Raw genomic sequence first — 25,066 nt, 5'->3', positions numbered from 1 at the left:
GATGAGGCTTCAAAAATCACATTTTACGCAGGTATTAATTTTACTGGTGGCCCTCATCATCATCAACGTTCTGGCCCATTTTTTCTACGGAAGATTTGACCTGACAGCCGATAAACGTTATACGCTCTCCCCTGCTTCGGAAAATATTGTTGAACTTGCCGAAGCTCCCCTGATCATAGATGTCTTCCTGGAAGGAGAATTTCCGCCCGAATTCCGGAAGCTACAGACGGAAACGCGGCAGTTACTTGAAGAGTTTGCAGCAGTGAATCCGCAGATCACCTACAGGTTTACAGATCCCCTGGAAGACGGTGGCAATGCAAATGAGATTGCGACCCAATTCTACGAAATGGGAATGACTCCTGCACGGATCAATGTTGTGGAGAATGGCCGTACCAGCGAAGCGATCATATTTCCATGGGCAATGGCAAATTACGGCAACAGGTCGGTCGCCATTCCGTTGCTGAAGAATCAGCTGGGAGCAACCACCGAGGATCGGGTTGCCGCATCTGTACAACAGCTGGAATATGCGTTTGCAGATGCCTTTAGTAAGCTGCTTCAGCCAAAGCGAAAGAAGGTCGCTGTCATGCGCGGCAACGGCGAACTGGAAGACAGATATATTGCCGATTTTGTAAGGAGCATTCAGGAGTATTATTTTATCGCTCCTTTCACGCTCGATTCCGTAGCAGTAGATCCCCAAGGCACCCTGGAGCAGCTTAAGGAATACGATCTTGTTATCGAGGCAAAACCCACCCAGCCTTATACTGAAGCTGAAAAACTGGTTTTGGACCAACACCTGATGCATGGCGGCAAACAATTGTGGCTGGTAGAACACGCGGCCATGGAAACCGACAGCCTGTTCACCCCCGCAGGAAGTGCCTTTGCCCTTCCCCGCGACCTGAACCTGGGAGACTATTTCTTTAAATACGGCCTAAGGATCAACCCGGCACTGGCAAAAGATCTTTATTCGGCTCCCATCATCCTTGCCAGCGGCAGTGGAAACAACACAGAGTTTAATCCCTATCCCTGGTTCTATTATCCGCTGTCTTCCTCGCCTTCAGATCATCCTGTGGTGAATAATCTGGAGGCAGTAAAATTTCAATATGCAAGCCCGATCGATACTCTAAAAAATGGCATAAACAAAACAGTCTTACTGGCTACTTCCCCACGTTCAGCCGTGGAAGGGCTTCCGCGGGAAATTAGCCTGGAACAGATCACTTCACAGCCAGATCCTGCCGAATTCACTTCAGGCGAATTGGCGTTGGCAGTAATGCTGGAAGGAGAATTCAGTTCGGTATATGAGAACAGACTTCTGCCTTTTGACCTGAAAGACTTCCGAAGCAAAGCTGAAGAAACCAAAATGCTGGTGATAAGTGACGGGGACGTGGTAAAGAATCAGCTGCAACGGGGAGAGCCGCTATCACTGGGTTTTGACCGATTTACAGGCACCACTTACGGCAACCGCGAATTCATGCTCAATGCAGTAAATTACCTGCTCGATGATACCGGTTTGATCAACATTAGAAGCAAGGAAGTGAAGATCGCCTTTTTGGATATTGAAAAAGCAGAAGCACAAAGAGGCTTATGGCAGGTGATGAATATACTGCTTCCGCTGTTGGTGCTCGGGGTTTTTGCAGTAGTTTTCCGCGTTTACAGAAAAAGAAAATATATCAGAAAATAACTGGAAGGCTTTTCCGAAGAAAAAGGAATATGCCGTTTATTAACAATTCCGAAGTAATAAAAACATAAGGTGCTGAAAATGACATTTTTGAAGACCTTTTCAGCGAATTTGATGTTAATAAAAATCATGAAGCTCCTCCTTACTTTTTAAAGGATTAGGATATATTTGTATCAAGATTAACTTATTACGAAGCCAATGAAATTTATTGTATCAAGCACTTATTTGCTGAAACAGCTACAAATACTCGGGGGAGTGATCAACAACAATAACACACTGCCCATCCTGGATAACTTCCTTTTCGAATTAAATCAAGATCAACTTACCGTTTCTGCTTCAGATTTGGAGACAACCATGTCTGCAAAACTTACCGTGGAATCTGATTCTGAAGGTAAGATCGCAGTTCCTGCCCGTCTTTTACTGGAAACATTAAAAACTTTTCCCGAGCAGCCGCTAACTTTTGTTGTTGAGGACAATAATACCATTGAACTTAGCTCAAATCACGGAAAATATGCCCTGGCTTATGCGAGTGGCGAGGAATTCCCTAAGGCTGTAAGTCTTGAAGAGCCAAGCAGCACTACCATACAGGGAGATGTCCTGGCAACTGCAATAAGTAAGACGATCTTTGCTTCAGGAAATGATGATCTTAGGCCGGTAATGAGCGGGGTGTTCTTCCAGTTCACTCCGGACCATCTGACTTTTGTGGCTACAGATGCACATAAACTGGTAAAATATTCCAGAAATGATATTTCGGCTTCACAATCGGCAGAATTTATCATGCCTAAAAAACCTTTGAATCTTTTGAAAGGTATCCTTTCGGGATCAGATTCTGAAGTGCTTATCGAATACAATGACTCCAACGCCCGCTTCACTTTTGAAGATACTACGCTGGTTTGCCGACTTATTGACGGAAAATATCCGAACTATGAGGCGGTAATTCCGAAGGAGAATCCGAATAAACTGGTAATCGACCGCGGACAGTTTCTAAGCTCTGTAAAAAGGGTTTCGATCTTCTCAAACAAGACCACACACCAGGTACGTTTGAAGATCGCCGGAGCAGAACTCAACATTTCTGCCGAAGATGTGGATTACAGCAATAAGGCCGAAGAGCGTCTTACCTGTTCATACCAGGGCGACGATATGCAGATTGGTTTCAACTCGCGTTTCCTTACCGAAATGCTTTCCAACCTGAACGCGAATGAAGTGCAGCTGGAAATGAGCCTGCCAAACCGCGCCGGAATCCTTACTCCCGTTGACGGACTCGACGAAGGAGAAAAGGTAACGATGCTGGTGATGCCGGTAATGCTGAACAACTAAAGCTGCGCTTTAGTTGTAGACCGCTGGCGCTGCCAGATCGCTTCGCTGTTAGATATTAGACCGTCACCTGCGGTGGCTGTTAGACTAAAAAACAAGAGACCCTTCAAAAATGTAATTTTTGGAGGGTCTTTTGTTTCTAAAAATACTGCCTACTGAGCACTGAACACTGAACACTTATTTTACCCCCTAAATCCCCCTGAAGGGGGACTTTTGGCTGTAAACCTCCCCTCCTCCGGAGGGGTGGCCGCAGGCCGGGGTTGGTTGTTTCTAAAAAAACCTACAAGGTCAGGAAAAAGACCTTGCAGGTTTGTTTTGTTTAAGCTCTTCCATAGGAAAGTAAGCTTTTTCGTGACAGTATATTCGTAAGTCGAACTTTCGTAAATCTAATTTCCCTCAACTGCCTACTCTGCACTGCGCACTGCCTACTTTTCTTCTAACTTCTAACTTCGTAAATCTAATTTCCATTTCATACCCCCTAAAAATCCCCCTGAAGGGGACTTTTGCTTTTCGTTTCCTCCTACGGACGGTGGCCCCGGAAAACTGGGTGGGCTGTCTCAAACCCGGGATTGCATCCCGGGTTACCAATATGTAGCCCCTAAGGGGCTGAAGGTTGACAAAAAAACCTACAAGGTCTGGAAAAAGACCTTGCAGGTTTGGCTTTTTAAACAACTGCAACCTGAAAAAAAATAACAGGTAACACAGGCAACAGCTACCTAAGTACTTTTCACTGCCCACTGCTTAATCCATTCGTATTCCGTATCAGTCCCTACTCCTGAGGGAACTTGTATATGATGGACATAGCTTTAAAGTGCTGTGTTTAACATGTTTTTTTAAAACTTTTGTAATCCAGTTATAAACTCTGTTAATCTGCTGATATTCTCTCCCCATTTTCTTATTTTCCTATTATTGGTTTCAGGCTTTAATTTTCACCGGCTAATTACCGGTTCTATTTCTATTATTCAACATAGAAAAAAACAGAAGCAATTCCCCTATCTGTTAAAGCTTAGAAATCGGGAACTGAATTTTCGAATTTAAAAATCTATTATTATGAAAAAGAAAAGCATTTTTATTCTATTCTTAAGCACCCTACTGTTTATTGCCTGTTCAGATGATGATGAACAGGATTGTATCAATTATGAAGAACTGGCTAACGTGACAAACGTTGAGGCACCCGAAACCGCTACCGTGAATGAAGCTGTCGATCTAACAGTAACTTTTCAGGTACAGAACGCCTGTGGAGAATTTGCCAGATTTGACGAGAGCATGACTGGTACTACCAGAACAATTGCTGTTGAAGCGATATATGACGGTTGTGCCTGTGCCCAGGTAATTACCTCCAGGACTGTTACCTATACCTTCACTCCTCAAACAGTGGGAGAGCATGTTTTGGTATTTTATACTGCTCCCGATGAATTTGTTGAAGTTACCATCACAGTAGAAGAGCAAACTGTTGAGGAATAATAAGGGAGGCTCACAACCTTCAAAAAAGAGAAAAATCAGCCGTCTCCAGCGAGATTAGCGGCTGATTTTTTTTGTTGACCTGGAACAGGTGCGATTATTTTTTTTCCGGATCCTAAGGCAAATCACCTGATGACTTAAACGGATATCTACTTATTTGATAATATTCAGTGACAGTGGGTATGATGGAATTTCCCCATTATTCACTTTGATCGCATTCAGGATCGGGAAAACGATGGCAATGATTCCAATAAGGATCAACATTATGATTCCGAGACCGAATAAGAGGATCAACGGAATGGAAAGGATGGAATAGATAAAGAGCGATATCTGAAAATTCAGGATCATTTTTCCGTGGGCATCCATTCCCAGCACCTTATCTTTCTGGGTTAACCAGATCACCAGCGGTACAATGAATCCGCCGATCCCTGTAACCAGGTCAAGTAGCTGACTTAAATGCGTCAGCATTAGTAATTGTCTGTCTTCTCTCATGATGGTAGTGTTTGAATAGTTCATTTTGATTTGATTGATGATTGATTGTTTATTGTTTGTTGTTTGTTGTTTGTTGTTTATGCTATTGCATTACTTTGTATTGCAAGGTACTAAAAAGACGAGTATAATTCATCATTGTTACAGTAATTTATGCTTTTTTTGAAGAGAATTTTCTCACGTACGTCTTTGCGAAGGAGCCTTTTTGCGACTGAAACAATCTGCTGATGGTTTTTACTGCTTTTCTTTTTTTATTCGGAGGAGCAGCCATGATCTTAAGAATGTGATTACCGCGGTCCGGCTATGCCTTCCCTCGCAAAGACGTAAGGGATTTATTATCTTCGCAAAATGAAATTAAACGACAACATCGTAGCTCTTGCAACGCCTTCGGGTGCGGGGGCTATTGCGGTGATACGGGTATCGGGTCCCGATGCGGTGAAGCTGGTAGCGCCGGTTTTTAAAGCGAAGAGCAAAAAAGGCCTTTTGGAGCAGCCTTCTCATACGCTGCACCTGGGGAATATTATCGATGGAGAACGCATCCTGGACGAGGTGCTGGTCTCTGTTTTCCACGGACCCAAATCCTATACCGGCGAAAACACTATTGAAATTTCCTGTCACGGGAGTCCGTATATTCAGCAGGAGATTATTCAGTTGCTCATTCGTAAAGGTTGTCGTTCTGCCGAAGCGGGAGAATTTACCCTGCGTGCATTCCTTAACGGAAAGATGGATCTTAGTCAGGCAGAAGCAGTGGCCGACCTTATCTCTTCCGAGAATCAGGCGAGCCACCAGATGGCCATGCAGCAAATGCGCGGCGGATTCTCCAATGAGATTCAGAAGCTGCGACAGGAACTGCTGAACTTCGCTTCGCTTATCGAGCTGGAACTGGACTTTGCTGAAGAAGATGTAGAGTTCGCCAACCGGGATGAATTCCAAAACCTGGTCAGCCGAATACAAAATGTCCTTAAGAGGCTTATCGATTCCTTTGCTGTGGGTAATGTGCTGAAAAACGGAATTCCGGTGGCTATTGTCGGGGAACCTAACGTGGGAAAATCAACATTACTGAATGCTCTTTTAAACGAGGAACGCGCCATAGTCTCAGAGATAGCGGGAACAACCAGGGACACTATTGAAGATGAGATCTCCATTGGAGGGATAGGCTTCAGGTTTATTGACACCGCCGGGATCCGGGAAACAGAAGATGTGGTGGAAAGCATCGGGATCAAACGGACCTTTGAAAAGATCAGTCAGGCGCAGGTTGTGGTCTTTCTGCTTGACGCAGAAAAGTTCGAGGTTCAAGATTCAAAGTTCAAGGTCGAAATTGAAAAAATTAAAAATCAGTTCCCGCAAAAGCCTTTAATTATTGTAGCCAACAAAGTTGATCGATTATCAGACGCTCAAATTGAGGAACTAAACGTCAGCCTGAGCTCCGTCGAAGGCTCTTCTTACCTGCCTATCTCCGCCAAGAGCGGCGAAGGCGTCGAAGAACTCCAGCAAAAACTGCTGCAATTCGTGAACACCGGTGAACTCCGGAACAATAACACCATCGTCACCAACAGCCGACATTACAACGCGCTGCTCAGCGCTTTGGAAGAGATCAACAAGGTACAGGATGGATTGAACAATAATCTTTCCGGCGACCTGCTGGCTATCGATATCCGCGAAGCATTGCACTACTTTGGGGAGATCACAGGGGAAATTACCAATGACGATCTGCTGGGGAATATCTTTGCGAATTTTTGTATTGGGAGTAGAATTTGTTAATTCGTAAAATCTGAAAACGGTTAATAACCTTCTAAACAGTAAACTTGCAGTGAAAACCACATTATATTGTGTATTTACCTGTACTTTTTTAACAAGCAGGTATTAATACTCAAAATTTCACATTTAAGTGTGGATTTTAATGTACTTTTGCCCTTATTCATAAATTTGCTTCTTTATTCCACAACAGAATGTGGATTTAGAGCTAAAGATTATTAAATGGAAGCGATAGAGAAAATAGGCCAAATGATTCAACAGCGCCGGGATCATTTGCGCATTACCCAAAGACAATTAGCCGATATGGCTGATATTGGGATCAATACTTTATATAAGATAGAAACCGGGCAGGCTAACCCTACCCTCCAATCATTACAAAAAATTTCGGAAATCCTGGGACTGGAAATCACCTTACAAATTAAAAATGCAAGTTCTGAATGAGGCAAGCTAATATATTCTATAAAGGAGAGGAAGCAGGTATATTAGAACAGCATGACGACGGAAGCTTTACCTTCCGATATCTGAAAGCATGGCTGGCAGATCCGGCAAATCCATCTATTAGTCTTACCCTACCCCGATCCCAACCGGAATATCACGCTGAATACCTATTCCCTTTTTTTTACAATATGCTTCCGGAAGGAACCAATCGACTAAGTGTATGTAAGGCAAATCGACTGGACACCGATGACTACTTTGGGATTCTTATGGCTACGGCCCGATATGACACGGTAGGAGCTGTTACAGTTAAAAAAAAATAAAATTTAAATGAAAGTAAATCATTGTCCAGGAACATTGGCAGAAGGATTCAGTACATATAGCAGAACCTGCTTAAAACATGTTTTTGATGGTCGTAAGGTTTCTCATGTGTTACCATATGAAGCACCGAACTCCAACCAACAAACAGATAAACTTTTTGAAGACAATCAACAGCGTATTTCAATATCCGGAGTACAGGAAAAATTCTCAGTACTTCTGGAAAAAAACAAGCTACGTCTCATCAAAGAAGGAGAGCAAGGCACTCATATATTGAAACCTATTCCACATTTTGGTAGGAAACGCGATCAAATGCCCGCTAATGAGCATTTAACCATGCAGATTGCCCGCCAAATATTCAATATTGAAACTGCAGAAAATGCACTCATCTTTTTCCAAAATGAAGCTCCCGCCTACATTACCAAACGGTTTGATGTAAAACCAGATGGCTCGAAAAAAGCCAAAGAAGATTTTGCCACCCTTGCCGGTAAAACGCCTCAAACCCATGGCGAACATTATAAATATGAAGGAAATTACCTCGAATTATTTGAACTGATGAAAAAGTTCCTTCCGGCTTATCGTATCGAAACGCCCAAATTATTTAAACTTTTGGTGTTTAATTATCTGTTTTCCAACGGTGACGCTCATTTAAAAAATTTCGCTATTCTTGAAACACCTATGGGGGATCACCGGTTAAGCCCAGCTTATGATTTACTCAATACCCGAATTCATGTAGATGATAGCAATTTCGCCCTGGAGGAGGGCTTGTTGCCCAAACACATGGCACAAACCACTATTGCCGGACAATTTAAAATTTTGGCAGAACAGGTGGAAATCAAACCAAAGCAGTTTAATCAAATTATGGCGAGCATGCTGGAAAGTTCGGAAGAAATCGTCGAGTTGAGCAATGCTTCCTTTTTGGAGAAATCTACCCAGCGAAATTATATCCAGGATTACCATTATCGTTTGAAGCAACTGCAAAAAATTAATTCGTAAATCAATCTGTTAATTGGTGGCCACAAATTGCTTGTTCTTCTTCCTTCTAAATAGTTCAAGGCTTCACCTGGAGCGATAAAAAAAACCTTAAAGCAGAAAAAAAATTTAACCAGTATGATGGGAGAGAATTAGCGAGAATACCATGAAATTTTTGGCGATTTTAAAACATGAATTCCCCTGTCAGTTTTATGTACCTTCTTGTACCTTCGTTTGTCACACCGCATGTATAGGGAAAAGTCAAATAATGTATTGGGGAAGTAGTCATTAGTGATAGACGGTAGATGGTACGTTCCGCCCGGAAAATACAATTATCGTCTTGGAAGAGTGATTTTAAAAGTGGTGCCTTCTTCTTCAGTGCTGCCATAGTTGTTTTTACAGTGCTATGAACTTTTTTATTATCGCAGGCATCAGCCAGGGCTTCATCTTGTCGTTATTGCTATTCTACAAGTCGGGAAGCAAGAAGAATAACGCATGGCTTATTGGAATGTTTGTCCTCCTGGTGTCCATAATAATTTCAGGAACCTTCATCAATGAACTGCTTGGAGAACCTATTGGCTCTTTTTTAGTGGATCCTCTGTTATTACTGCTTGGACCTACGCTTTACCTTTACATCCGGAGCTTTTTACGGCGTCTGAATTTCAGGGATTTCTTTAGACATTACAGTGCATTCTTTTTATATATTCCCATCTTCACCGTCTTTTATTACTATAGCTTTAACGGCACTTCCGGAACCATAGATCTGCAGGAAATTTATGGATCCCTGTTTGCAATTTTATTGGGAATATTTAAATTCTGCCACCTCGGTTTCTACGCGGTCATCTCATTTAAAGCGCTCAAAAAACACCGGATAAGATCATGAAAGGCCATAACCTGATGCAGGCCATTGCAAGAGTGAACCGGGTTTTCAAGGACAAACCCAATGGACTCGTAATGGATTTTATAGGCATTTCCGGCTTCCTTGCCGAAGCCACCAAAAAATACACCGCCAGAGGCGGAGAAGGCAAACCCACTTTGGATCTTGAAGCCGCTGTGAAAATTTGCCTGGAGCAATTTGAGAAAGTGAAAGATATGATTGGTGATTTTGATGCGGAAACAGTCAATTCAATGACCGAAATGGACAGATTGAAATGGTGCAACAGTAAAGTGAACAGCCTTTTAAAGTCTGATGTCGTTACCGATGCTTTTTTGCTCGAAGAGCGGAAGCTGGCCGAACTGGTTGCGATGACTAGTTCAGATCCGCGAATCTGGGAGATTCAGGAAGAGCTGGCGATCATCCAGAAGATCAGGCAGCTCATAAGAAAGATCAAATTCCCTCCCGGTCCGCGCAGGGAAAAGAACGACAAGATAAAAGACCTGATCAGCAAATCACTGGAATCACAGGAAATTGTGGACCTGGCAAAAATGTACAACCTGGATAAGATCGATATATCCATCGTAGACGATCGCTTCCAGGCCATTGTAAAGGAAAAAGGCGACGAGAACATCAAAGTCGAATTGCTGCGCAGGATCATCAATGACGAGATAAGGGTGCGAATGCCAAAGAACATCCGCCGAATGCGCAAGCTGAAAGACGAGCTGGAAAAAGTGCTGAGCAACTACCACCGGAATTCCCTGGATTCCATTGCCGCCATCAAGCATTTGCTGGATATCGCTAATGAATTTCAGCAGGATGACATCAGGACCAGACAACTCGGTTTAACCGAAGACGAACTGGCTTTTTACGACCTGTTTAGTGCCAACGAAAAGCTCCTCAATCAAAGCGGTCCCATCCAGGACCTGGTGCATACGGTAGTAGACTCCGTCAAGAAAAACCTCCAGCTCGACTGGACCAAAAAAGAAGACGCCCGCGCCGCCATTCGGCTGGCGGTGAAAAAAGAATTACGGGGTAAAGTACCATTTTCTGAGCTGGATAATTTGTTGAAGGAGGTGATTGAGCAGGCCGAGGGGCAGTATAGGGATTGGCCTTTGGAGGCGTGAGGATTCAAAATTCAAAATTTAAGATTCAAAATTGAGGGTTAAAAAGCGGAAAGAGGAAAGTGGAAAGAGGAATGTCAGCACGCAGGAATCCGTTGGCGCGGATTTGCAATCCGTGACGACGACCACTGCACGTCAGTTCGAGCCTGCCTGCCGGCAGGCAGGTGTTTTTTTCTGGAGCGATAGCGGAAAGAAAAAAAATATCGAGAACAGGTTAGGAAGACACAACTCCCTCGTGTGTTCTCGATACAATTCCTTATCGCCCCCCTTCAAAGCTATATTCAGGATTTCTCCAATATTTCCATCAACTTGTAATTAAGATACAGTTTTTCTTTCCCAACTTTTTCAGAGGTTAAGAATCCGGCCTTCTCCAATTCATTCAAATAATTTCCTACAGTTTTTGGGGTTCCTAAACCAGCATCGATTAAGTACTGACGTTTTGTATAGGGTAGTTTGAAAAGTATTTCTATTAAATCTTTAGAATATACCTTTGGTAGCGTCTCCTTTACTTCATCGGTAAAAGTTTGCATCAACCCATTCACTTGATTTAAAAGTTTCAATCCTTTATTTGCCGTATAAGAGATCATTTCAAGCATATACAAAATCCATTCTTCCCAGTCATCATTTTCGGTTACCTGGCGTAATTTCGAATAGTAATCTGATTTGTTTTTAATAATATATTCACTGAGATATAATGCCGGAATATCTAAAAGTTTTTCGATTTTTAAATAGAGTAATAGCAAAATACGTCCTGTTCGACCATTTCCGTCAGTAAATGGGTGAATCGCTTCGAATTGGTAGTGCATTATTGCCATCTTAATCAAGGGGTCGAGGGTATCTTTTTCGTTTAAAAACCTTTCAAGATTGGCTAATTTATCTCGTAACACCAATTCTCCGGAGGGTGGGGTATATATAATTTCTCCTTGCGGATTTTTAAGACTGGTGCCAGGAGTGGTCCTTATTCCTGCCGTATTTTTCTTTATAATTTGAACAATCTCAACGCACAAATTGGTAGTTATAAAAGGTTTGTTGTCAATAGTTTTTAAGCCTTGCCATAATGCTTCTTTGTAACTGATTACTTCCCTGGTTGAAGGCTTGTCAAATGTTTTATCTGCCACAATAGCCTTATACAAATCGTCATTTGTCGTGATGATGTTTTCAATTTCAGAACTGGCTTTAGCTTCCTGTAAATGAATAGTGTCCAGGAATAAAGTGGGATTGGGTAAATTCATGAGCATTCCATTTAATTTTGCCAATGCCCTGCTGGCTTCTATCGTTTTGCGCAGTACCGATGTTGTTTCTAATGAAGCTTTTGGTGGCAACAAGGGCAAATTATTGTAAGGCTCATTTCTGTTAAAATCTTTCATAGATACAGAGGTAAAAATTACTGTTGTTATTCCAACAAGAGTAAATATAGCTAATATTTACCTTCGTATCTTTTTTGAGAGTAATATTTACTTCCGTCGCCATACACGAAAGATGAGTGAAGCCAATCGCAAAAGATCCTCTGCATGCTTTCAAAAAAGATAACTCTGATAAAACTTCTGGACGAATTAAAATCCCATTCCTTTAAATGAATTAAAACCAAAGGAGTGGGATATCCAAACTTCTATTGGCAGGATGGATATGAGGCATTTTCGGTAAACCCTTCTGAAATTGACAGAGTTTTTGCATACCACGCTAATCAGTATGAGCATCATCGCAAGAAAACATTTCAGGAAGAATACCAGACTTATTTGAAAAATTAGTATGTCGAATATGACGAGAAGTATGTTTGCGAATAAATATTGTGAATGACTGAATATCACGCCCTTTTAGGGTTTCTTGACAGTTTCCTTCTTGATTCATCCCGCTTCACGGGATTTGCACTTATTACGCCCCTGCAGGACTGTTTCAACAACCTGTTACTATAATGACCCTTCAGACTGTTTTCAAAAGGTGGAAAATTTAAAATAAACTCACAGCTTAATTTTACTGAAATAGTTATAAATTTAGTAGTAGTGAAACAGCTAAAAAGATGAACAAGAAGGAAGAAGCCATAGAAAAACTCCAGTCAATTGTAAAGCCGGATCCGGGAGCCTGGAAAAAAGAGGTCCAATGGAGAAATGAAAATAAAACCTGGATAAGAAAGTCTCAGAAGATCGCTTTCAGGATCCTTCGTGCCCTAAGGGAACAAAAGAAAACCCAGAAGGAATTGGCAGCAATGATGAAGGTTTCTCCGCAGCAGGTGAATAAATGGGTAAAAGGAAAAGAAAATTTTACTCTTGAGACTTTGAGCAGGATTGAAGAGGCACTTGAAATAGATCTTCTTGCGATTGAAATACATGAAGAAAATTGAGGAGAATCAATACACAGAAATTATGGATACTCAGCCCCTTCCCAAAAAGACCACAGCAAAATCCATATTAAATTTCCTGGAGTTCCAATCCCCTACTTCCGAGCAGGAAACCGCCCTCCTGGCCATGGCAGAACTGGTGGATTCTACCAATATGCAGGATTTCCTCATCCTGAGCGGTGCCGCCGGGACAGGAAAGACTTCCATCACCACAGCATTGATCAAGTACCTGAATTCCGTAGACATCAAATACAAAATTGCCGCTCCCACAGGAAGGGCTGCGAGGATACTTGGAAAAAAATCAGGAGCCACGAGTTCCACTATACATTCTTTGATCTACAATTCTGTGGCGAGTCCGCAGACAGGGGAAGTAGTGTTCAAATTAAAACCCAATCCCATTAAGGATTACACTATTTACCTTCTTGATGAAGCTTCCATGATCTCGACCATTGTTACAAATGATGAAGCCAGTCTGTTTGTGAGTACTAATTCCCTTTTAAACGATCTGGTTAAATTTGTAAAAGACGGCAATCCCCTGAATAAAATGATCTTGTTGGGTGATCGCAATCAGCTTCCTCCTATTCATGAGGATTTCTCAAAAGCCTTATCAAGAGAATATCTTGTGGAGAAGTATAATCTGGAGGGAACCGCCTATCAACTTACAGAAGTAAAACGACAACAGAAGGATAGCTACATCCTCAAAAATGCAGTTACACTTCGGGAATCAATAGACAATGAAATGCCTGCGGAAGAGCTGACCGATATTGACCGGCAACCCATGAGAACTGCTGCGCTCAATTATATTTCTGAATTTAATAAGCACGGCTACGAACACAGCATCTCCATAGCTGCAAGTCATAACATGAACCGGGTTTTTAATGAAATGGTGCGGACTTATCGCTTCGGAAGGAAAGTGCCCCTGGTTATCAATGAAGATCTTTTGCTGGTTACCCAGACCTGGCGCCGCGGTCAAAAGGAGTTATACAGCGGAGATCATGTGGTGATCCTGGACGTAGATCTTGATAAGATAGAATTAGTCTCAGGCCTCAGCTTTGCTCCCGTGAAACTGAAGTATAAAAATCTTAAGGATGAGGACGAGATCATTGACGACGTCCTCCTGCTGGAATGTATCACTCATCCAAAAGGATTGAAAGCGGAACAGGAACGCCGGCTGCGTTCTGAAAGGTTCAGAGCTAACAAAAGGTATCAGAAATCGGGTGCTCCGTGGGATGATAAATATGTAGGGGCGATCAGGGCCACCTATGGTTATTCTATCACCTGTCATAAGGCACAGGGTGGCGAATGGAACAAGGTTTATATCAATGAATTCTATATGCCGACGCTGCGATACCAATATACAGCGATTACGAGAGCGAAGGAAGAACTTATTTTATATTAAAAACTAATCGACCACCATCATGACCGCCCAGGCAAGAGAGATTATCTACATCAACGGCAAAGAGGAACAAATGGCAACAGAACCTTTAGAGCTGTTTCTGAAGAAAAATCCACACCTAAGATTTGAACCTTTTCACACCGCCTGCTGGCGGGGCTATTTTGGCACCTGGCAATTGAAAGATGAAAAACTGTACCTCATTGACTTCAACGGCAATTTCGAAGGTTTGGAGGGAGAGACCATGCCCATGGATCTAAAGGATCTGTTCCCGGATCAAAAAAAGGTATTTGCCGACTGGTTTACGGGTATTATTAAGATCGAAAAAGGAGAACTGCTGGAGTATGTACATTTGGAATATGAAAGTCTATATGAAAAGGATCATTTTTTGGTCTTTGAAGAGGGCAAAAAAATAGATGAATACCTGATTGATAATAAAAAGACCTAAGACCGCTTGCAGGAATCTAGAGTCAAGACAGCTTTCGATGAAACTAAAAACCATATGAATTAAAATATTAATTGGAAAAAAAGAAACCCAGTTTTTAACCTGTAAACCACATAAAATATCTGATTAATTTAATCGGACAACACTGATGGAGAATATCGCACAATGAGTACATCCACCGTTCATCCCCACCGCAACCTGTATCTGCGAGAAATAGAAGAAGCCTTCGAGCTTTTTGAAAGTTTAAAAAAGGACGGTTTTTATAACGTCCCAAAGATCACGTGGTGGATCCTTAAGTATGAAGAGCTTTACGAGTACAGCCATGATCACCGGCATGTGGGCTCCTGTATAGACGGCATGGGTTGTGAATGTTGCTGGGATGCGCCGGAAAGCAGGCTTAGCTCCTTATATTCCAGTCTGGAGGACGTGGTAGAGCTCTATGAACATGAAAAATATTTCAAAGAGGAAAATGCCATTTTTGAGCAGGTAAAAGATGATCCCCCCGGCCCTGATGCAGTGGCTAAAAAAGAATGAAAATTTAGGCAGTGAAAAATTCCTGTTGTTCTGGCTGGAGTGGTACAGGGAAAAGGAAGACCTCGTTATTCCCTACATCATGAGCTGGCCAGATCACGATATACGATTCAAGGCTGAAGAGTGGGAACACACAATCAAATTCTGCAAAACCTTTAATGAGATCTACTGGACGTCGGATGCTTGTCCGCCGATTGAGGAAATGGGAAAAGGTTATTTGGGGATTCCTTAATTCGGGATTCTTTATTGTTTATTGTACATTGGTAATTGACTATTGTTTATTGCACAAAAATTATATCTCAAATTGAAGAGAAAATATATTATAAGCTTTTTAGCTATAGTAATGCTCCTCCTGTTTGGCGGAACCGCTTACACTCTAAATAGCCAGATCGGCAGAATTGATTCTGTTGACGTGCGGCAAGGGGAATATTCCAAACATTCCTATTATTCCCCCGTAAAAGATGAATTCATAAGTCCGCAGGAGATCATTTCCAATCCTGAACAAACCACCGGAGGCGATCCCGGGTTTCGAAGGTTCTTCGGAACATCGCCTAATGCCCCCGACTTTGAACTGCCTAAGTACGATCTTACAAAGAAGGACTTTTCGGAAAAACCTTCTGCCTATGCTGCTTACTGGTTAGGACATTCCTCCGCGATCATTGAGCTTGACGGGTACAGAATTCTAATCGATCCCGTGTTCGATAATGCCGGTCCTTTACCTGTTATTGCCAAACGTATGAGTGTATCTCCTTTGCAGCGGGAAGAAATGCCTGATATTGACATCGTGTTGATCACCCATGATCATTATGACCACCTCGAAAAAGAAACCATAGCTTTTTTGGCAGATAAAGACATTCAGTTCATTGCACCCTTAGCCGTAGGAGCCAGAATGAAGGGCTGGGGTGTTCCAAAGGATAAGATCACAGAGCTGGGCTGGGATGAAATTGCAACCCATGGCACCCTGAGCATAACCGCTGCACCAACTGTACATTATTCAGGAAGAAGTTATAACGACAGAAATAAAACTTTGTGGGCATCCTACGTTATAAAAGGAAAAAATAAGAATTTGTATTGGAGTGGAGATACAGGTTATAGCGAACATTTTAAGGAAATAGGCCGCAAGTACGGTCCCTTTGATCTGGCGTTTATTGAGATAGATGGATGGAATAAAGGATGGCCAAACACTCACCTCTTTCCGGAGGAGGTAATCGATGCCTGTCGTGATCTGAATACCAGGCTTCTGTTCCCTATTCATTTCTCGACCTTTGATCTGGCGCTACATCCCTGGGATGAATCTATTGCTATTGTGGCAGACCTGGCCGCAGAAAATAATTTAGAAATTATCACACCTGTTATGGGGGAAAAGGTGATCCCGGGAATAACTCCCACAACAAGATGGTGGATATCACCATAAAGGTATTGTTTTTGGTTTCATGTTAATTTCCTCCAACAGGTAAAACCCAGGTGCCTTATCACTGCTCCAAAAAGTTGAAGCTTTCTTCTCTGTTGTGGTGATTGGTGATTGGTAATTGGTGAATGGTGATTGGTGATTGGTGATTAGTGATTAGTGATTAGTGATGGTGATCAGTGAATGGAAATTTTTCCCTTCAAGACTCCTTAAAATTTTCTTAAAATACTGAGCAAAATCCTTTCTCTTTCTCAGACAAATGAGTAATATTGGAGCTTTGCTTCAGTACGATTCTACCCTACAAGAATTATCTGAAAATTAATTCCGGTCGATTTCTTTAATGAATTGTTCCGGCAAGGGTATTAGGTAATGAATTTAACATTTTTTCCTCCGGACTTTCCTGAACATATATGTTCCGGAGAAATTTCTGCGCCTCCTGAAGGTATTGCAGTCACAGGGTTATTTATAACCCTTGCTGTCTACCATTCCGATTATCTCTACCATCACAATAATAAATATCATTTGTTTCATTTCCGCCCCTTAAGTACGGAGATGACTGCTCCGTCACCAACAATCACTACCCTTCCTAACCTATGAAAAAATACATTTTATTCCTGTCTTTTTGTTTTGCCTTCTTCTCCTGTGAACCGGAAGATTCCCCCGCTCCTCCCACCACTCCTCCACCCACAGAACCTGTAGTTACACCTGAGCCGGAAGCAGAACCAATGGTGGTAACAGAAGTATTTCCTGCCATGAACGATATTGGGGACACCATCACCATTAAAGGCAAAAATTTCACAAGGGACCTTTCTGTGTTGCTACCGAATAAACTGGTAATGCCCCTTCTTCTAAATGATAGTGTGATTAAATTCAAGATCCCATTTGCTTCTTATGATCCTGCCGACTTTCAGCTGAAACTTAAAAATAAGAATGAAGAGAAGATCCTTATAAATCCGTATGAACTCTATGCCCCTGTCATTGATTCCATTCCCGGCATGTTCGCCTTTAATGACACTATAGTGCTTTATGGCAAGCACCTGCTTATTTTTCCTTATCAGAATAATAATATCCTTTATCTGAATGAGCAGGATGTTCCTGTAATAAGTCACAGCCGCGATTCTATAGTTTTTAAGCTTCCCTATCAATTCAGTGAATATGAATATGATGTGCTCGTAAAAGCGCAACAACAGCAGGCAAAGATGGATGCCGGCTTAAAGATCCAGCCTCCTTCAGTTTCAGGCTTTTCCAAAACTTCAGTAGAGATAGGCGAAGTGATAAGTATTTATGGCTCCTATTTTTATCCGGGGAGAGCAAACCTTCATGAAGTGCATATACAGGGGCTTAAAGCAGAGGTTGTAGAAGCTTACCGGGACTCCCTACAGGTTCGCATCCCGTTGGGACCCTACAAATCGCGTAAAATTGATGAGCTGAAAATTAAACTTTTCGAAAAGGAAATAATTCCACCTGTTGATCTTGATATAACAAGCACCTGGTATATGTATAGTTTTAAAAAGGATCGGGAGATCACGGGAGGATCGGCATCTGTTGGTACCATCACCCGCTGGAGTTTTAAAGCTAATGATGCTTTTTATTTCAATGTTTTCAGAGACAATGGGAACTACTCCCCTATTAATAACATTTTATATAAATATACACCGGACACAGATCACTGGGAAGAGATCGATCTTCCAATTCCTTCGGAATTAATGGAATTCGGCGAGGTACTCGAATTTTATCCTCAGGAAGGAACCAATAATGTATTTATCTATATCCAACGGAAGACAGAGAATTTCTTCAAATTCAATCTGCAAACAGGAGAACTGGTGGCGATGAAAGATTTCCCGGCTGACAGGGTGCTGCATTACGGAACAGGTTTCCATCTCAACGGAAACTTTTATTACGGTCTGGGATTTTTTCAGGATCCAGATCAGATTATAAACAAAGCTCTCTGGAGATATGAACCGGGAGCAGATACCTGGACTGAAATAGATCCAATGCCCGACGTTGATAATATGAATCCAAGATTTGGAGCCAGCGTTTTTCGGAAAGCAAATTCAGTAGTTATTGCTAATGGTTATGAATATGCATATGATGTCTGGGAATTTTCATCAAATGAAACCTGGACCAGGAAAAATGATCTGCCAAATCCTGCCACCGATGCTATTAACGTGCAAACAGGTGGCAAAGGATACTTTTTCAATTACTTAGGCAATGATTTCTGGGAATATGATATTCCTTCAGATCATTGGACAAGAAGAGAGGATCTAAAGCTCAAAACCTATGGTACAGGTCATGAAACCATGTTCATCCATGGCGATTATGTCTATTTTGTGGGGTATCTGAACAACTATGCACCTGATGGTGCTCCTTTCTTAAGATATGACCACGCCATTCTGCGTACCGAACTTTCTAATTTTAAATAAATGAATAAGTTAAAATTCATCCTGCTCCTCAGCATAATATTTTTATCGGCATGCGAAGCAGATAGTCCGGCTGAAGTTGTCGAAGAAAAAGAAGTCCTGGAACTTACTGATCTCGAGGTGAAAGAAACCGGAGGTGTAAAACTCGAAGCCACCTACACGGGAAGTTCAAAACTAGGCGTGTATGAAAAAGGATTTCTTGTTTCTCGATATGGGATCCCTTCAGAACAAAATTCACAGAAAATAACCGGAACCATATCCGGGAGCCGAATGCTTGGAGAATCTGAATCTGGTTTTATTTACAATGCCGAATATCAGGTTAGAGCTTATGTGAAATTCAGCGAAGACAAAATATTGTTCAGTGAAACTGAAAGTTTCGTGTCCCTTGGAAGCAGGGCACCCGAAGTTAGCGCAATGAACAGGTCACTCATCATGGATACCGTCACCATAAGCGGGAAATATTTTTCAGAGAATCTACAATATACAAAGGTGTACTTCGGAAATGCATCGGGCAGAGTAATATTTTCCAATGACACACTTATCAAAAGTATAGTTCCGGAAACTCTTGAGAGCCACCATCCACCCGTGGCTGTTGAAATCTATGGTAAAAAAGTCTATTACAATGACTTCTCCCTGTTGCCGCCTTCCATAGAAAAGGTCTCACAAAACTCCCTCGCGATGGGCGATACTCTTACAGTTTACGGACAGAATTTCGATTTTGACAACAAACGAAATAAAGTATTACTGGACAACAAAGAAGCGAAGATCCTTAGTTCCTCCAGAGATTCCATTAGTTTTGTCATTCCTGAAGGATTAACCAAATCCACTTTGGACCTGAAACTTCAGACCCAGCTACAGGAAGCCTTTCTTCCGGAAGCATTGACCATTAAAAAACCTGAAATGACAGGTTTCCCTTCGGGCCCGCGGGCTTATGAAACTATTGAGATCACGGGGCAGAACTTCAGCAGCATAAAGGAAGATATCAGGATATTTTTCGACAATCTCCCGGCTGAAGTTCTGGAAGCTTCCCGCACAAAACTGAAAGTGCAGATTCCAATTGGGCCCTATGAGGACAGAAATGTCGAAGTCCGCATAGAACTTATGGATTACAATATTGTTTACCAGGGAGATTTTATCCTTAGCGATAAATGGTTGTTGAAGAGCAGCATCAACTCAGGCAGTGTATTCCGTGGTCATAAACACTTTGTACATAACAACAAAGCCTATCTCTTTGAACCCGATAATGAATATACCAGGTGGAAGGTGCATATAATGGATCCCACTACAGAAACCTGGACGAGTAGCTACGTAGCTTATCCAAAACCTGAAGTCAAGAACTATGACTACAACATAATCTTAAATCGGGAAAGTGGCAGGATCTTCTTTCATTTTTCTGTGGATTCCCATGATTTCTACGAGTTCTTTCCCGCTACCGAAAGCTTCATTGAAAGAGAAGATTTCCCGGGTGTAAAAAGAGGATTACCTGCAATCTTTTCTATTAAAGACAGGCTTTATATGGGACTGGGCCGATTTATGGAATCAGGTTACCAGGACAGGGAACCTATATCCCACTTTTGGAGTTATGATATAAACCTGGATCAATGGGAGCAGATTGCGAGCTTTCCGCAGTATGGAGAACGATCAGATCTTTCAGTTTTCGTTATTGACGGAGAAGCTTATCTGGGGAATGGAGCTTCCACTACCGGAGATGAAGATTTCTGGAAATATTCTCCCGCTACCAATACCTGGAAAAGACTGGCCGATTTCCCCGGAGCCCGTACCTGGATATCTTACTTCGAGTACGGTGGTAAGGCTTATGTATATTATGGAGGCGGACTAACAGGTGACCCCGACCAGGTGGCGTTCGAATACGATCCAGCCACAAATGCCTGGAACATCATAGATCCTGTAAATGAATTCTACTATACCTATTTTATTTATCCTGAAGGAACTTACGCTTTGAGGTTTGAAAATGCGGTATATCTCGGAATTACAATGTATCCAAAAATAGAATTTTTCAAGGCAGATCTTGACAGACTTTAATGAGTTGCGGGCTTTTAAAGGAATAAGGTTTATTGTTTAAGGTATAACAGGTTTGAAGGAATTTTTAAATTCAATAAAACCTTGAACTTTGAACCTTGAACCTTGAATCTTGAATCTTAAACCTTGAACCTTTTTCACAAAGTCGTGAAGGTCCACACCTGCCCTACTGCTTCGGCTCCGGAATTGTCTTTGGCCACTATCTTCCAAAAGTATTGGGTTTCGGGCTCAATGTTTATTTCCAGAAGGTTTTCAGTGAGCTCGGTCTTAAACAGTTGTGGCGGATCTTCGGAGCCAAGATAGAGGTCATACCTCAGGTTATCTCCATCGGGATCTACTGCGCTCCATTCCAGCAATACCACAGATGTTTCTACTGAAGCACCATTCCCGGGACTTATTTGTTCCGGTTGAAAAGGAACACTGTTATAAGAAAGATTGGGTTCAGTGTAAAAGGTGCGGACAGGTGAAAAATCACTTTTTCCGGCATTGTCCTCTGCCTGAATTCTCCAGTAGTAAAGTACCCCTCTTTCCAGCCCTACTCTCTCCTGTAAAGCTGAAGTTGATCTATTGTGAGCCATTATGCTAAAGTTGGAATACTTGCTGATCTGTAACAGGTATTGAACAGCATCTCCCTCCGGATCTACAGCTGCTTCCCAACGCAGCTCGAGATCACGGGCACTGCAGTTGGACTTGTCCTCAGGAAATACCTGCACCGGGACAGCGGGTGGCATATTCACCTGTTTCGGCGGACCGGGTTGGGGTTCAGATCCTGTTTCTTCCTTGCTACAGCCCGCAAGGATCAACAAAGCTGAAAGATTTAGCAGGTACCATTTGATCTTCATGACTTAATCATTTTAATATTTTTGATCTCCTTCAGGTGGAGCCTTATATAGTATATTCCGGGTTCAAGATCTTCAGCGGGAACACTGATCTTTCTGAAGCCTGCTTCCTGCCAACCGGATTTTACACGCTGCCCTGCAGCATTATATATTTCAAGCAGAAAATCTCCCGCAGGAACTTCAGGAAAAATGATCTCACCTTCAGCCATAACAGGATTAGGATAAAAAAGGATCTCTTCCCCCGCATCTATGGTCACTTTAAAGTCTCCCTCACAAGCTACCGCAGAGATCACTTCCACCTCGTCTCCCGAATTTACCTGCAGTCCAAAAACAGGATTAGAAAAAGTTCCCACATTAAGGCCGTTTATCCTTACCTGAAAAGGAGCAGTACCTTCAATAATATTTATTTCCAGCTCCTTTTTCCCGGAGATATCTTTTTGAGTGGATACCGCCTGTACCTGTTGTCCTCCTTCAATAGTGAAATTGAAACACTGTCTCGTCTGCTCTTCCCCTTCCATCCAGACACAAACCTCATAGGGACCGGGAGCCAGTCTTTCCATAGACATACCTGTAGTAAAACGGTAGGTCTCCTCACCTGTTTCCATGAGATAACTACCTTCTTCTTTTGCGGTTATTTCAAGACGGCCATTATTCTTTCCGGGACAGGTTTCATTCCGCACCTTCAGTGTAAAATGATCTGCATCCAATTTTAAAACTGTACATCCATTTTCATCAACTTCTGTACCCCGGGGTGTATCCGGACATTGATCCAGAAAATCCGAAATTCCGTCGCCGTCACTATCCCCGTTGCTGTTTTCCAGGTAAGGCTTTATATTTTCATAGCGGCTAATAGCTCCACGATACCACTGGTGCCCGTGAGCCAGGTATATCCCTGTTCCTACATTATGATGAACAATGAGGGCATCTGTTTCATCAAAGAAGGTATTGCTGCCGTACAGTTGTCCCTGCAGGTTGAATTCAGCTTCCACATTTCCATACTGGTCCAGGATCATTACCAGGTCGCGATAGACGGTATTAAGAAGTATCTTGTTGTTCTTTTCCATTAAGTATGCATAGGTATCCTTATGAAGATCGAGACCTTTAGCGCTTATTAGTTTTAGTTCAGGCGAATACACGGCTACTTTTATTTCGTCCCCCTGCGTATAAGTGAAGATCCAGTTATTACTTAGCACTACATATTCGGTAATGTATGCTCCAAACACAGAAGCAGTATATTCATTTTGGGGAGTAAGCTTGTGAACCGTGCTACCGTAGGTGTGCCAGTTGGTAACGAATACCATATTGTTCTCCTTATCCAGAATGCCACTAAAGATCACCTCATTAGACCTCAACTCTAAACTGCGCGTCCATTGAAGCGCCCCGTCCAGATAAAATTCAACAGACTGCTTGTCTTCAGAAATGAAATAGGAATTGAGCTTTCCGTTGCTATCGGTAAATTCAGTTTTTGGCTCCGACCATATATTGGTATCTTCTACAAGTTTCTCCTCCAGGAGTTCCAGTTGAGGACTATATTTCCTGATCTTCTTTTCTTTAGGAGGCCTTGACCCACCCAGGGAAATATTACTTGGACCCAGGAATTCTTCATAGGCAACAACTATATTCCCTGCTTCGTCCTTTGTCATTGCGTGGGGCATCACTTTAGAAGTACCTTCCCCGTTATATCCCAACGCAGCAGCAAGCCCGCTGTGGTCAAATTTTCTTATTAGGATGTTTTGTTCAGAGAAATAGTCGGAAGTCGGATATCTTTTGTCTGCAGTGAATCCGGTGAGCACGGGATCTCCTCCCATAAGATGAAGTTCCTGTGGCTCAAAAATGATATTTAGAGGCTCGGGTGCATATTCGGTAATCAAATTGAGCTGGTGATCATAAACCTGGATCTTTCCGTAGAGCGTACGCAGCAGGATGCGATCTTCAGTAAAACTGGCCATATTCCCCACAGCATTTTCACTTATACGGGAATAGAGGAGCTCGCCCTCTTCAGAAAATATTTCCAGGGTAAGCAGGGGTTCTTCATCTTCGACGCTTATTGGCTGCGAATTGGTAAGAAGCAGCAGATTATTGTCTGAAGTTATAGTAAAGCCCAACAGGTACTTATCCGTGTCGGGATCCTGATCTACAGCGTAGTTCACTTCTCCTGAAGGATCTAAGGAAAGAATTACCACACTTTTGTGCAGGTATCCGGTACTGTCGTGGAAATCCCCCTCCTTTACCACGAGCAGATTTCCTTTTTTGTCGGTCGTGCTGCTTCCCTCTCCATAGCGGACGGCCGATAATCCGGTCTCAAAATGAGTGGAGAGGTCCAGGAGGTATTTTTCCTTGTTTTGGGCATCGATCCTTACATAAGAAATTTCTTCCGCGGGATCATAAACGTAGTGCAAACCATGAAAGGCAGAGCCGTTGTTGGACAGGTAGAGCAGCGAAGGCGGATATCCCAGCAGGTCATCATTGGCAACCTCTCCGGTGGGAGAAATGCGGAATAATGCGGGCATCATGCCATCGTACACCGTCCCCTTTTCATATATAAAATTTAAAAAGCCGGCCTCATCGAAGAAAAAATGATTTTCATTTAAAACCAGGGCTCCACTTTCCACAAGTTCGGGAGATTTGTATTCCCAGAGCTTTGTACCCGATGGATTATACTTTGTGATGACAAAGTGGACGTAGTGATTGAACAGGTTCTTAGACACCACCCAGACGTTATCTTCCAGGTCAATTAAAACCTCCACGGGATAGTCATATGAAATCCCGTCCCAGCTGAGTCTGTCACTCCACATGACATTCAGGTCACTATCAAGAGCCATCAGCAGTACATCTGTAAAGGTGAAATCGCGTTCGGTGTAGCCGGCAATGATCAATTCACCCCTGGAGTTCATTTTGGAATGGAAGATGCCGTCCCGGCTGGTATGCTGTCTATCCCCATAGGTCACCTGTTGTGTAGGCTGGAGGTATTCCGGCTCCTGGGCGTGACTAAAAGCAATTATAGCAAGAAAGCTTACGAGGCAGTGTAAAGCTTTGTTCATGAAGAAGAAGTTTGAGTAAAAATAGAAAATTCTCAGGATTTTCTAAATTTTTCTTAATAAGGAGGAGGTGATTGGGGATTGGGGATTGGGGATTGGAGATTGGGGATTGGAGAGGTCGAGAGTCGAGACTCGGGAATCGGGAATAGTTAACTGGTTAATTAGGGATTGGTTTATTAGGGATTGGTGAATTGGGATTG

At 42.4% G+C, this 25,066-nt stretch carries 22 protein-coding genes; 18 read left to right on the top strand and 4 right to left on the bottom strand.

Going from position 1 to position 25,066, the window contains the following annotated elements:
- Position 1: 1 nt before the first annotated feature.
- The 3 genes from gldG to G564_RS0106615 all read left to right on the top strand — a co-directional run bounded on the left by gldG (position 2) and on the right by G564_RS0106615 (position 4,453).
- The gene (gene gldG, locus G564_RS0106635; RefSeq protein ID WP_029036972.1) at positions 2–1,678 is read left to right on the top strand and encodes a gliding motility-associated ABC transporter substrate-binding protein GldG; all 1,677 of its coding nucleotides are present in this window, start codon (positions 2–4) and stop codon (positions 1,676–1,678) included.
- Between the two features lie 195 nt (positions 1,679–1,873).
- Positions 1,874–2,992, top strand: coding sequence for a DNA polymerase III subunit beta (dnaN, locus tag G564_RS0106625; RefSeq protein WP_029036971.1), 1,119 nt, complete (start codon positions 1,874–1,876; stop codon positions 2,990–2,992).
- 1,047 nt (positions 2,993–4,039) lie between these two features.
- Entirely contained in the window at positions 4,040–4,453 is a 414-nt protein-coding gene (locus tag G564_RS0106615) for a hypothetical protein (protein WP_029036969.1), read from the top strand.
- 150 nt (positions 4,454–4,603) lie between these two features.
- Here G564_RS0106615 and G564_RS0106610 read toward each other — a convergent pair whose 3' ends face one another.
- Positions 4,604–4,942: a DUF4870 domain-containing protein gene (locus tag G564_RS0106610; RefSeq protein ID WP_029036968.1), complete on the bottom strand. Its 339-nt coding sequence runs from the start codon at positions 4,940–4,942 to the stop codon at positions 4,604–4,606.
- Between the two features lie 345 nt (positions 4,943–5,287).
- Here G564_RS0106610 and mnmE point away from each other — a divergent pair, with 345 nt between their 5' ends.
- The 6 genes from mnmE (at position 5,288) to G564_RS0106580 (ending at position 10,420) form a co-directional block, all read left to right on the top strand.
- Positions 5,288–6,700, top strand: a complete 1,413-nt coding sequence (gene mnmE / locus G564_RS0106605) for a tRNA uridine-5-carboxymethylaminomethyl(34) synthesis GTPase MnmE (RefSeq protein WP_029036967.1) — start codon at positions 5,288–5,290, stop codon at positions 6,698–6,700.
- Between the two features lie 243 nt (positions 6,701–6,943).
- The gene (locus tag G564_RS0106600) at positions 6,944–7,135 is read left to right on the top strand and encodes a helix-turn-helix domain-containing protein (RefSeq protein WP_245583667.1); all 192 of its coding nucleotides are present in this window, start codon (positions 6,944–6,946) and stop codon (positions 7,133–7,135) included.
- The gene (locus G564_RS0106595; RefSeq protein ID WP_029036965.1) at positions 7,132–7,452 is read left to right on the top strand and encodes a HipA N-terminal domain-containing protein; all 321 of its coding nucleotides are present in this window, start codon (positions 7,132–7,134) and stop codon (positions 7,450–7,452) included. Before G564_RS0106600 ends, G564_RS0106595 begins: the two co-directional genes overlap by 4 nt.
- A gap of 7 nt (positions 7,453–7,459) precedes the next feature.
- Positions 7,460–8,443, top strand: coding sequence for a type II toxin-antitoxin system HipA family toxin (locus tag G564_RS0106590; RefSeq protein WP_029036964.1), 984 nt, complete (start codon positions 7,460–7,462; stop codon positions 8,441–8,443).
- A 382-nt stretch (positions 8,444–8,825) separates the two neighbouring features.
- Entirely contained in the window at positions 8,826–9,302 is a 477-nt protein-coding gene (locus G564_RS0106585; RefSeq protein WP_029036963.1) for a hypothetical protein, read from the top strand.
- Positions 9,299–10,420, top strand: coding sequence for a type I restriction enzyme endonuclease domain-containing protein (locus G564_RS0106580; RefSeq protein WP_029036962.1), 1,122 nt, complete (start codon positions 9,299–9,301; stop codon positions 10,418–10,420). The genes G564_RS0106585 and G564_RS0106580 overlap by 4 nt, the downstream gene beginning before the upstream one ends.
- Positions 10,421–10,698: 278 nt before the next feature.
- Here the strand turns inward: G564_RS0106580 and G564_RS0106575 are convergent, their stop codons facing one another.
- Positions 10,699–11,784 (bottom strand): Fic family protein, encoded by a 1,086-nt coding sequence (locus tag G564_RS0106575; RefSeq protein ID WP_029036961.1) that lies wholly within the window; start codon positions 11,782–11,784, stop codon positions 10,699–10,701.
- Positions 11,785–12,009: 225 nt separating this feature from the next.
- Here G564_RS0106575 and G564_RS18735 point away from each other — a divergent pair, with 225 nt between their 5' ends.
- The 9 genes from G564_RS18735 (at position 12,010) to G564_RS0106520 (ending at position 20,992) form a co-directional block, all read left to right on the top strand.
- Positions 12,010–12,165 carry a hypothetical protein gene (locus tag G564_RS18735; RefSeq protein WP_211224616.1) on the top strand — a complete coding sequence of 52 codons (156 nt, stop codon included), beginning with the start codon at positions 12,010–12,012 and terminating at the stop codon, positions 12,163–12,165.
- Positions 12,166–12,434: 269 nt separating this feature from the next.
- A complete protein-coding gene (locus G564_RS0106565) occupies positions 12,435–12,755 on the top strand; it encodes a helix-turn-helix domain-containing protein (RefSeq protein WP_037373602.1) in 321 nt (106 codons plus the stop codon).
- The gene (locus tag G564_RS0106560; RefSeq protein WP_245583666.1) at positions 12,742–14,151 is read left to right on the top strand and encodes an ATP-dependent DNA helicase; all 1,410 of its coding nucleotides are present in this window, start codon (positions 12,742–12,744) and stop codon (positions 14,149–14,151) included. Before G564_RS0106565 ends, G564_RS0106560 begins: the two co-directional genes overlap by 14 nt.
- A 19-nt stretch (positions 14,152–14,170) precedes the next feature.
- Positions 14,171–14,593, top strand: coding sequence for a hypothetical protein (locus tag G564_RS18730; RefSeq protein ID WP_051205343.1), 423 nt, complete (start codon positions 14,171–14,173; stop codon positions 14,591–14,593).
- A gap of 162 nt (positions 14,594–14,755) precedes the next feature.
- Positions 14,756–15,124, top strand: a complete 369-nt coding sequence (locus tag G564_RS0106550) for a hypothetical protein (RefSeq protein WP_029036958.1) — start codon at positions 14,756–14,758, stop codon at positions 15,122–15,124.
- Entirely contained in the window at positions 15,102–15,353 is a 252-nt protein-coding gene (locus G564_RS0106545) for a hypothetical protein (RefSeq protein ID WP_029036957.1), read from the top strand. The genes G564_RS0106550 and G564_RS0106545 overlap by 23 nt, the downstream gene beginning before the upstream one ends.
- Positions 15,354–15,425: 72 nt before the next feature.
- Positions 15,426–16,535 (top strand): MBL fold metallo-hydrolase, encoded by a 1,110-nt coding sequence (locus G564_RS0106540; protein ID WP_029036956.1) that lies wholly within the window; start codon positions 15,426–15,428, stop codon positions 16,533–16,535.
- A 587-nt stretch (positions 16,536–17,122) separates the two neighbouring features.
- Entirely contained in the window at positions 17,123–18,952 is a 1,830-nt protein-coding gene (locus G564_RS0106525; RefSeq protein WP_084625592.1) for an IPT/TIG domain-containing protein, read from the top strand.
- Positions 18,953–20,992 carry an IPT/TIG domain-containing protein gene (locus G564_RS0106520; RefSeq protein WP_029036953.1) on the top strand — a complete coding sequence of 680 codons (2,040 nt, stop codon included), beginning with the start codon at positions 18,953–18,955 and terminating at the stop codon, positions 20,990–20,992.
- A 134-nt stretch (positions 20,993–21,126) separates the two neighbouring features.
- Here the strand turns inward: G564_RS0106520 and G564_RS19850 are convergent, their stop codons facing one another.
- Both G564_RS19850 and G564_RS0106510 read right to left on the bottom strand, forming a co-directional pair.
- Entirely contained in the window at positions 21,127–21,831 is a 705-nt protein-coding gene (locus tag G564_RS19850) for a fibronectin type III domain-containing protein (RefSeq protein ID WP_029036952.1), read from the bottom strand.
- Positions 21,828–24,869 (bottom strand): T9SS type A sorting domain-containing protein, encoded by a 3,042-nt coding sequence (locus G564_RS0106510; RefSeq protein WP_029036951.1) that lies wholly within the window; start codon positions 24,867–24,869, stop codon positions 21,828–21,830. Before G564_RS0106510 ends, G564_RS19850 begins: the two co-directional genes overlap by 4 nt.
- Between the last annotated feature and the right edge of the window lie 197 nt (positions 24,870–25,066).

It is taken from the genome of Salinimicrobium xinjiangense DSM 19287 (assembly GCF_000423585.1).
Classification (GTDB): Bacteria; Bacteroidota; Bacteroidia; order Flavobacteriales; family Flavobacteriaceae; genus Salinimicrobium; species Salinimicrobium xinjiangense.
This window is presented reverse-complemented; position numbering and strand designations above follow the sequence as displayed.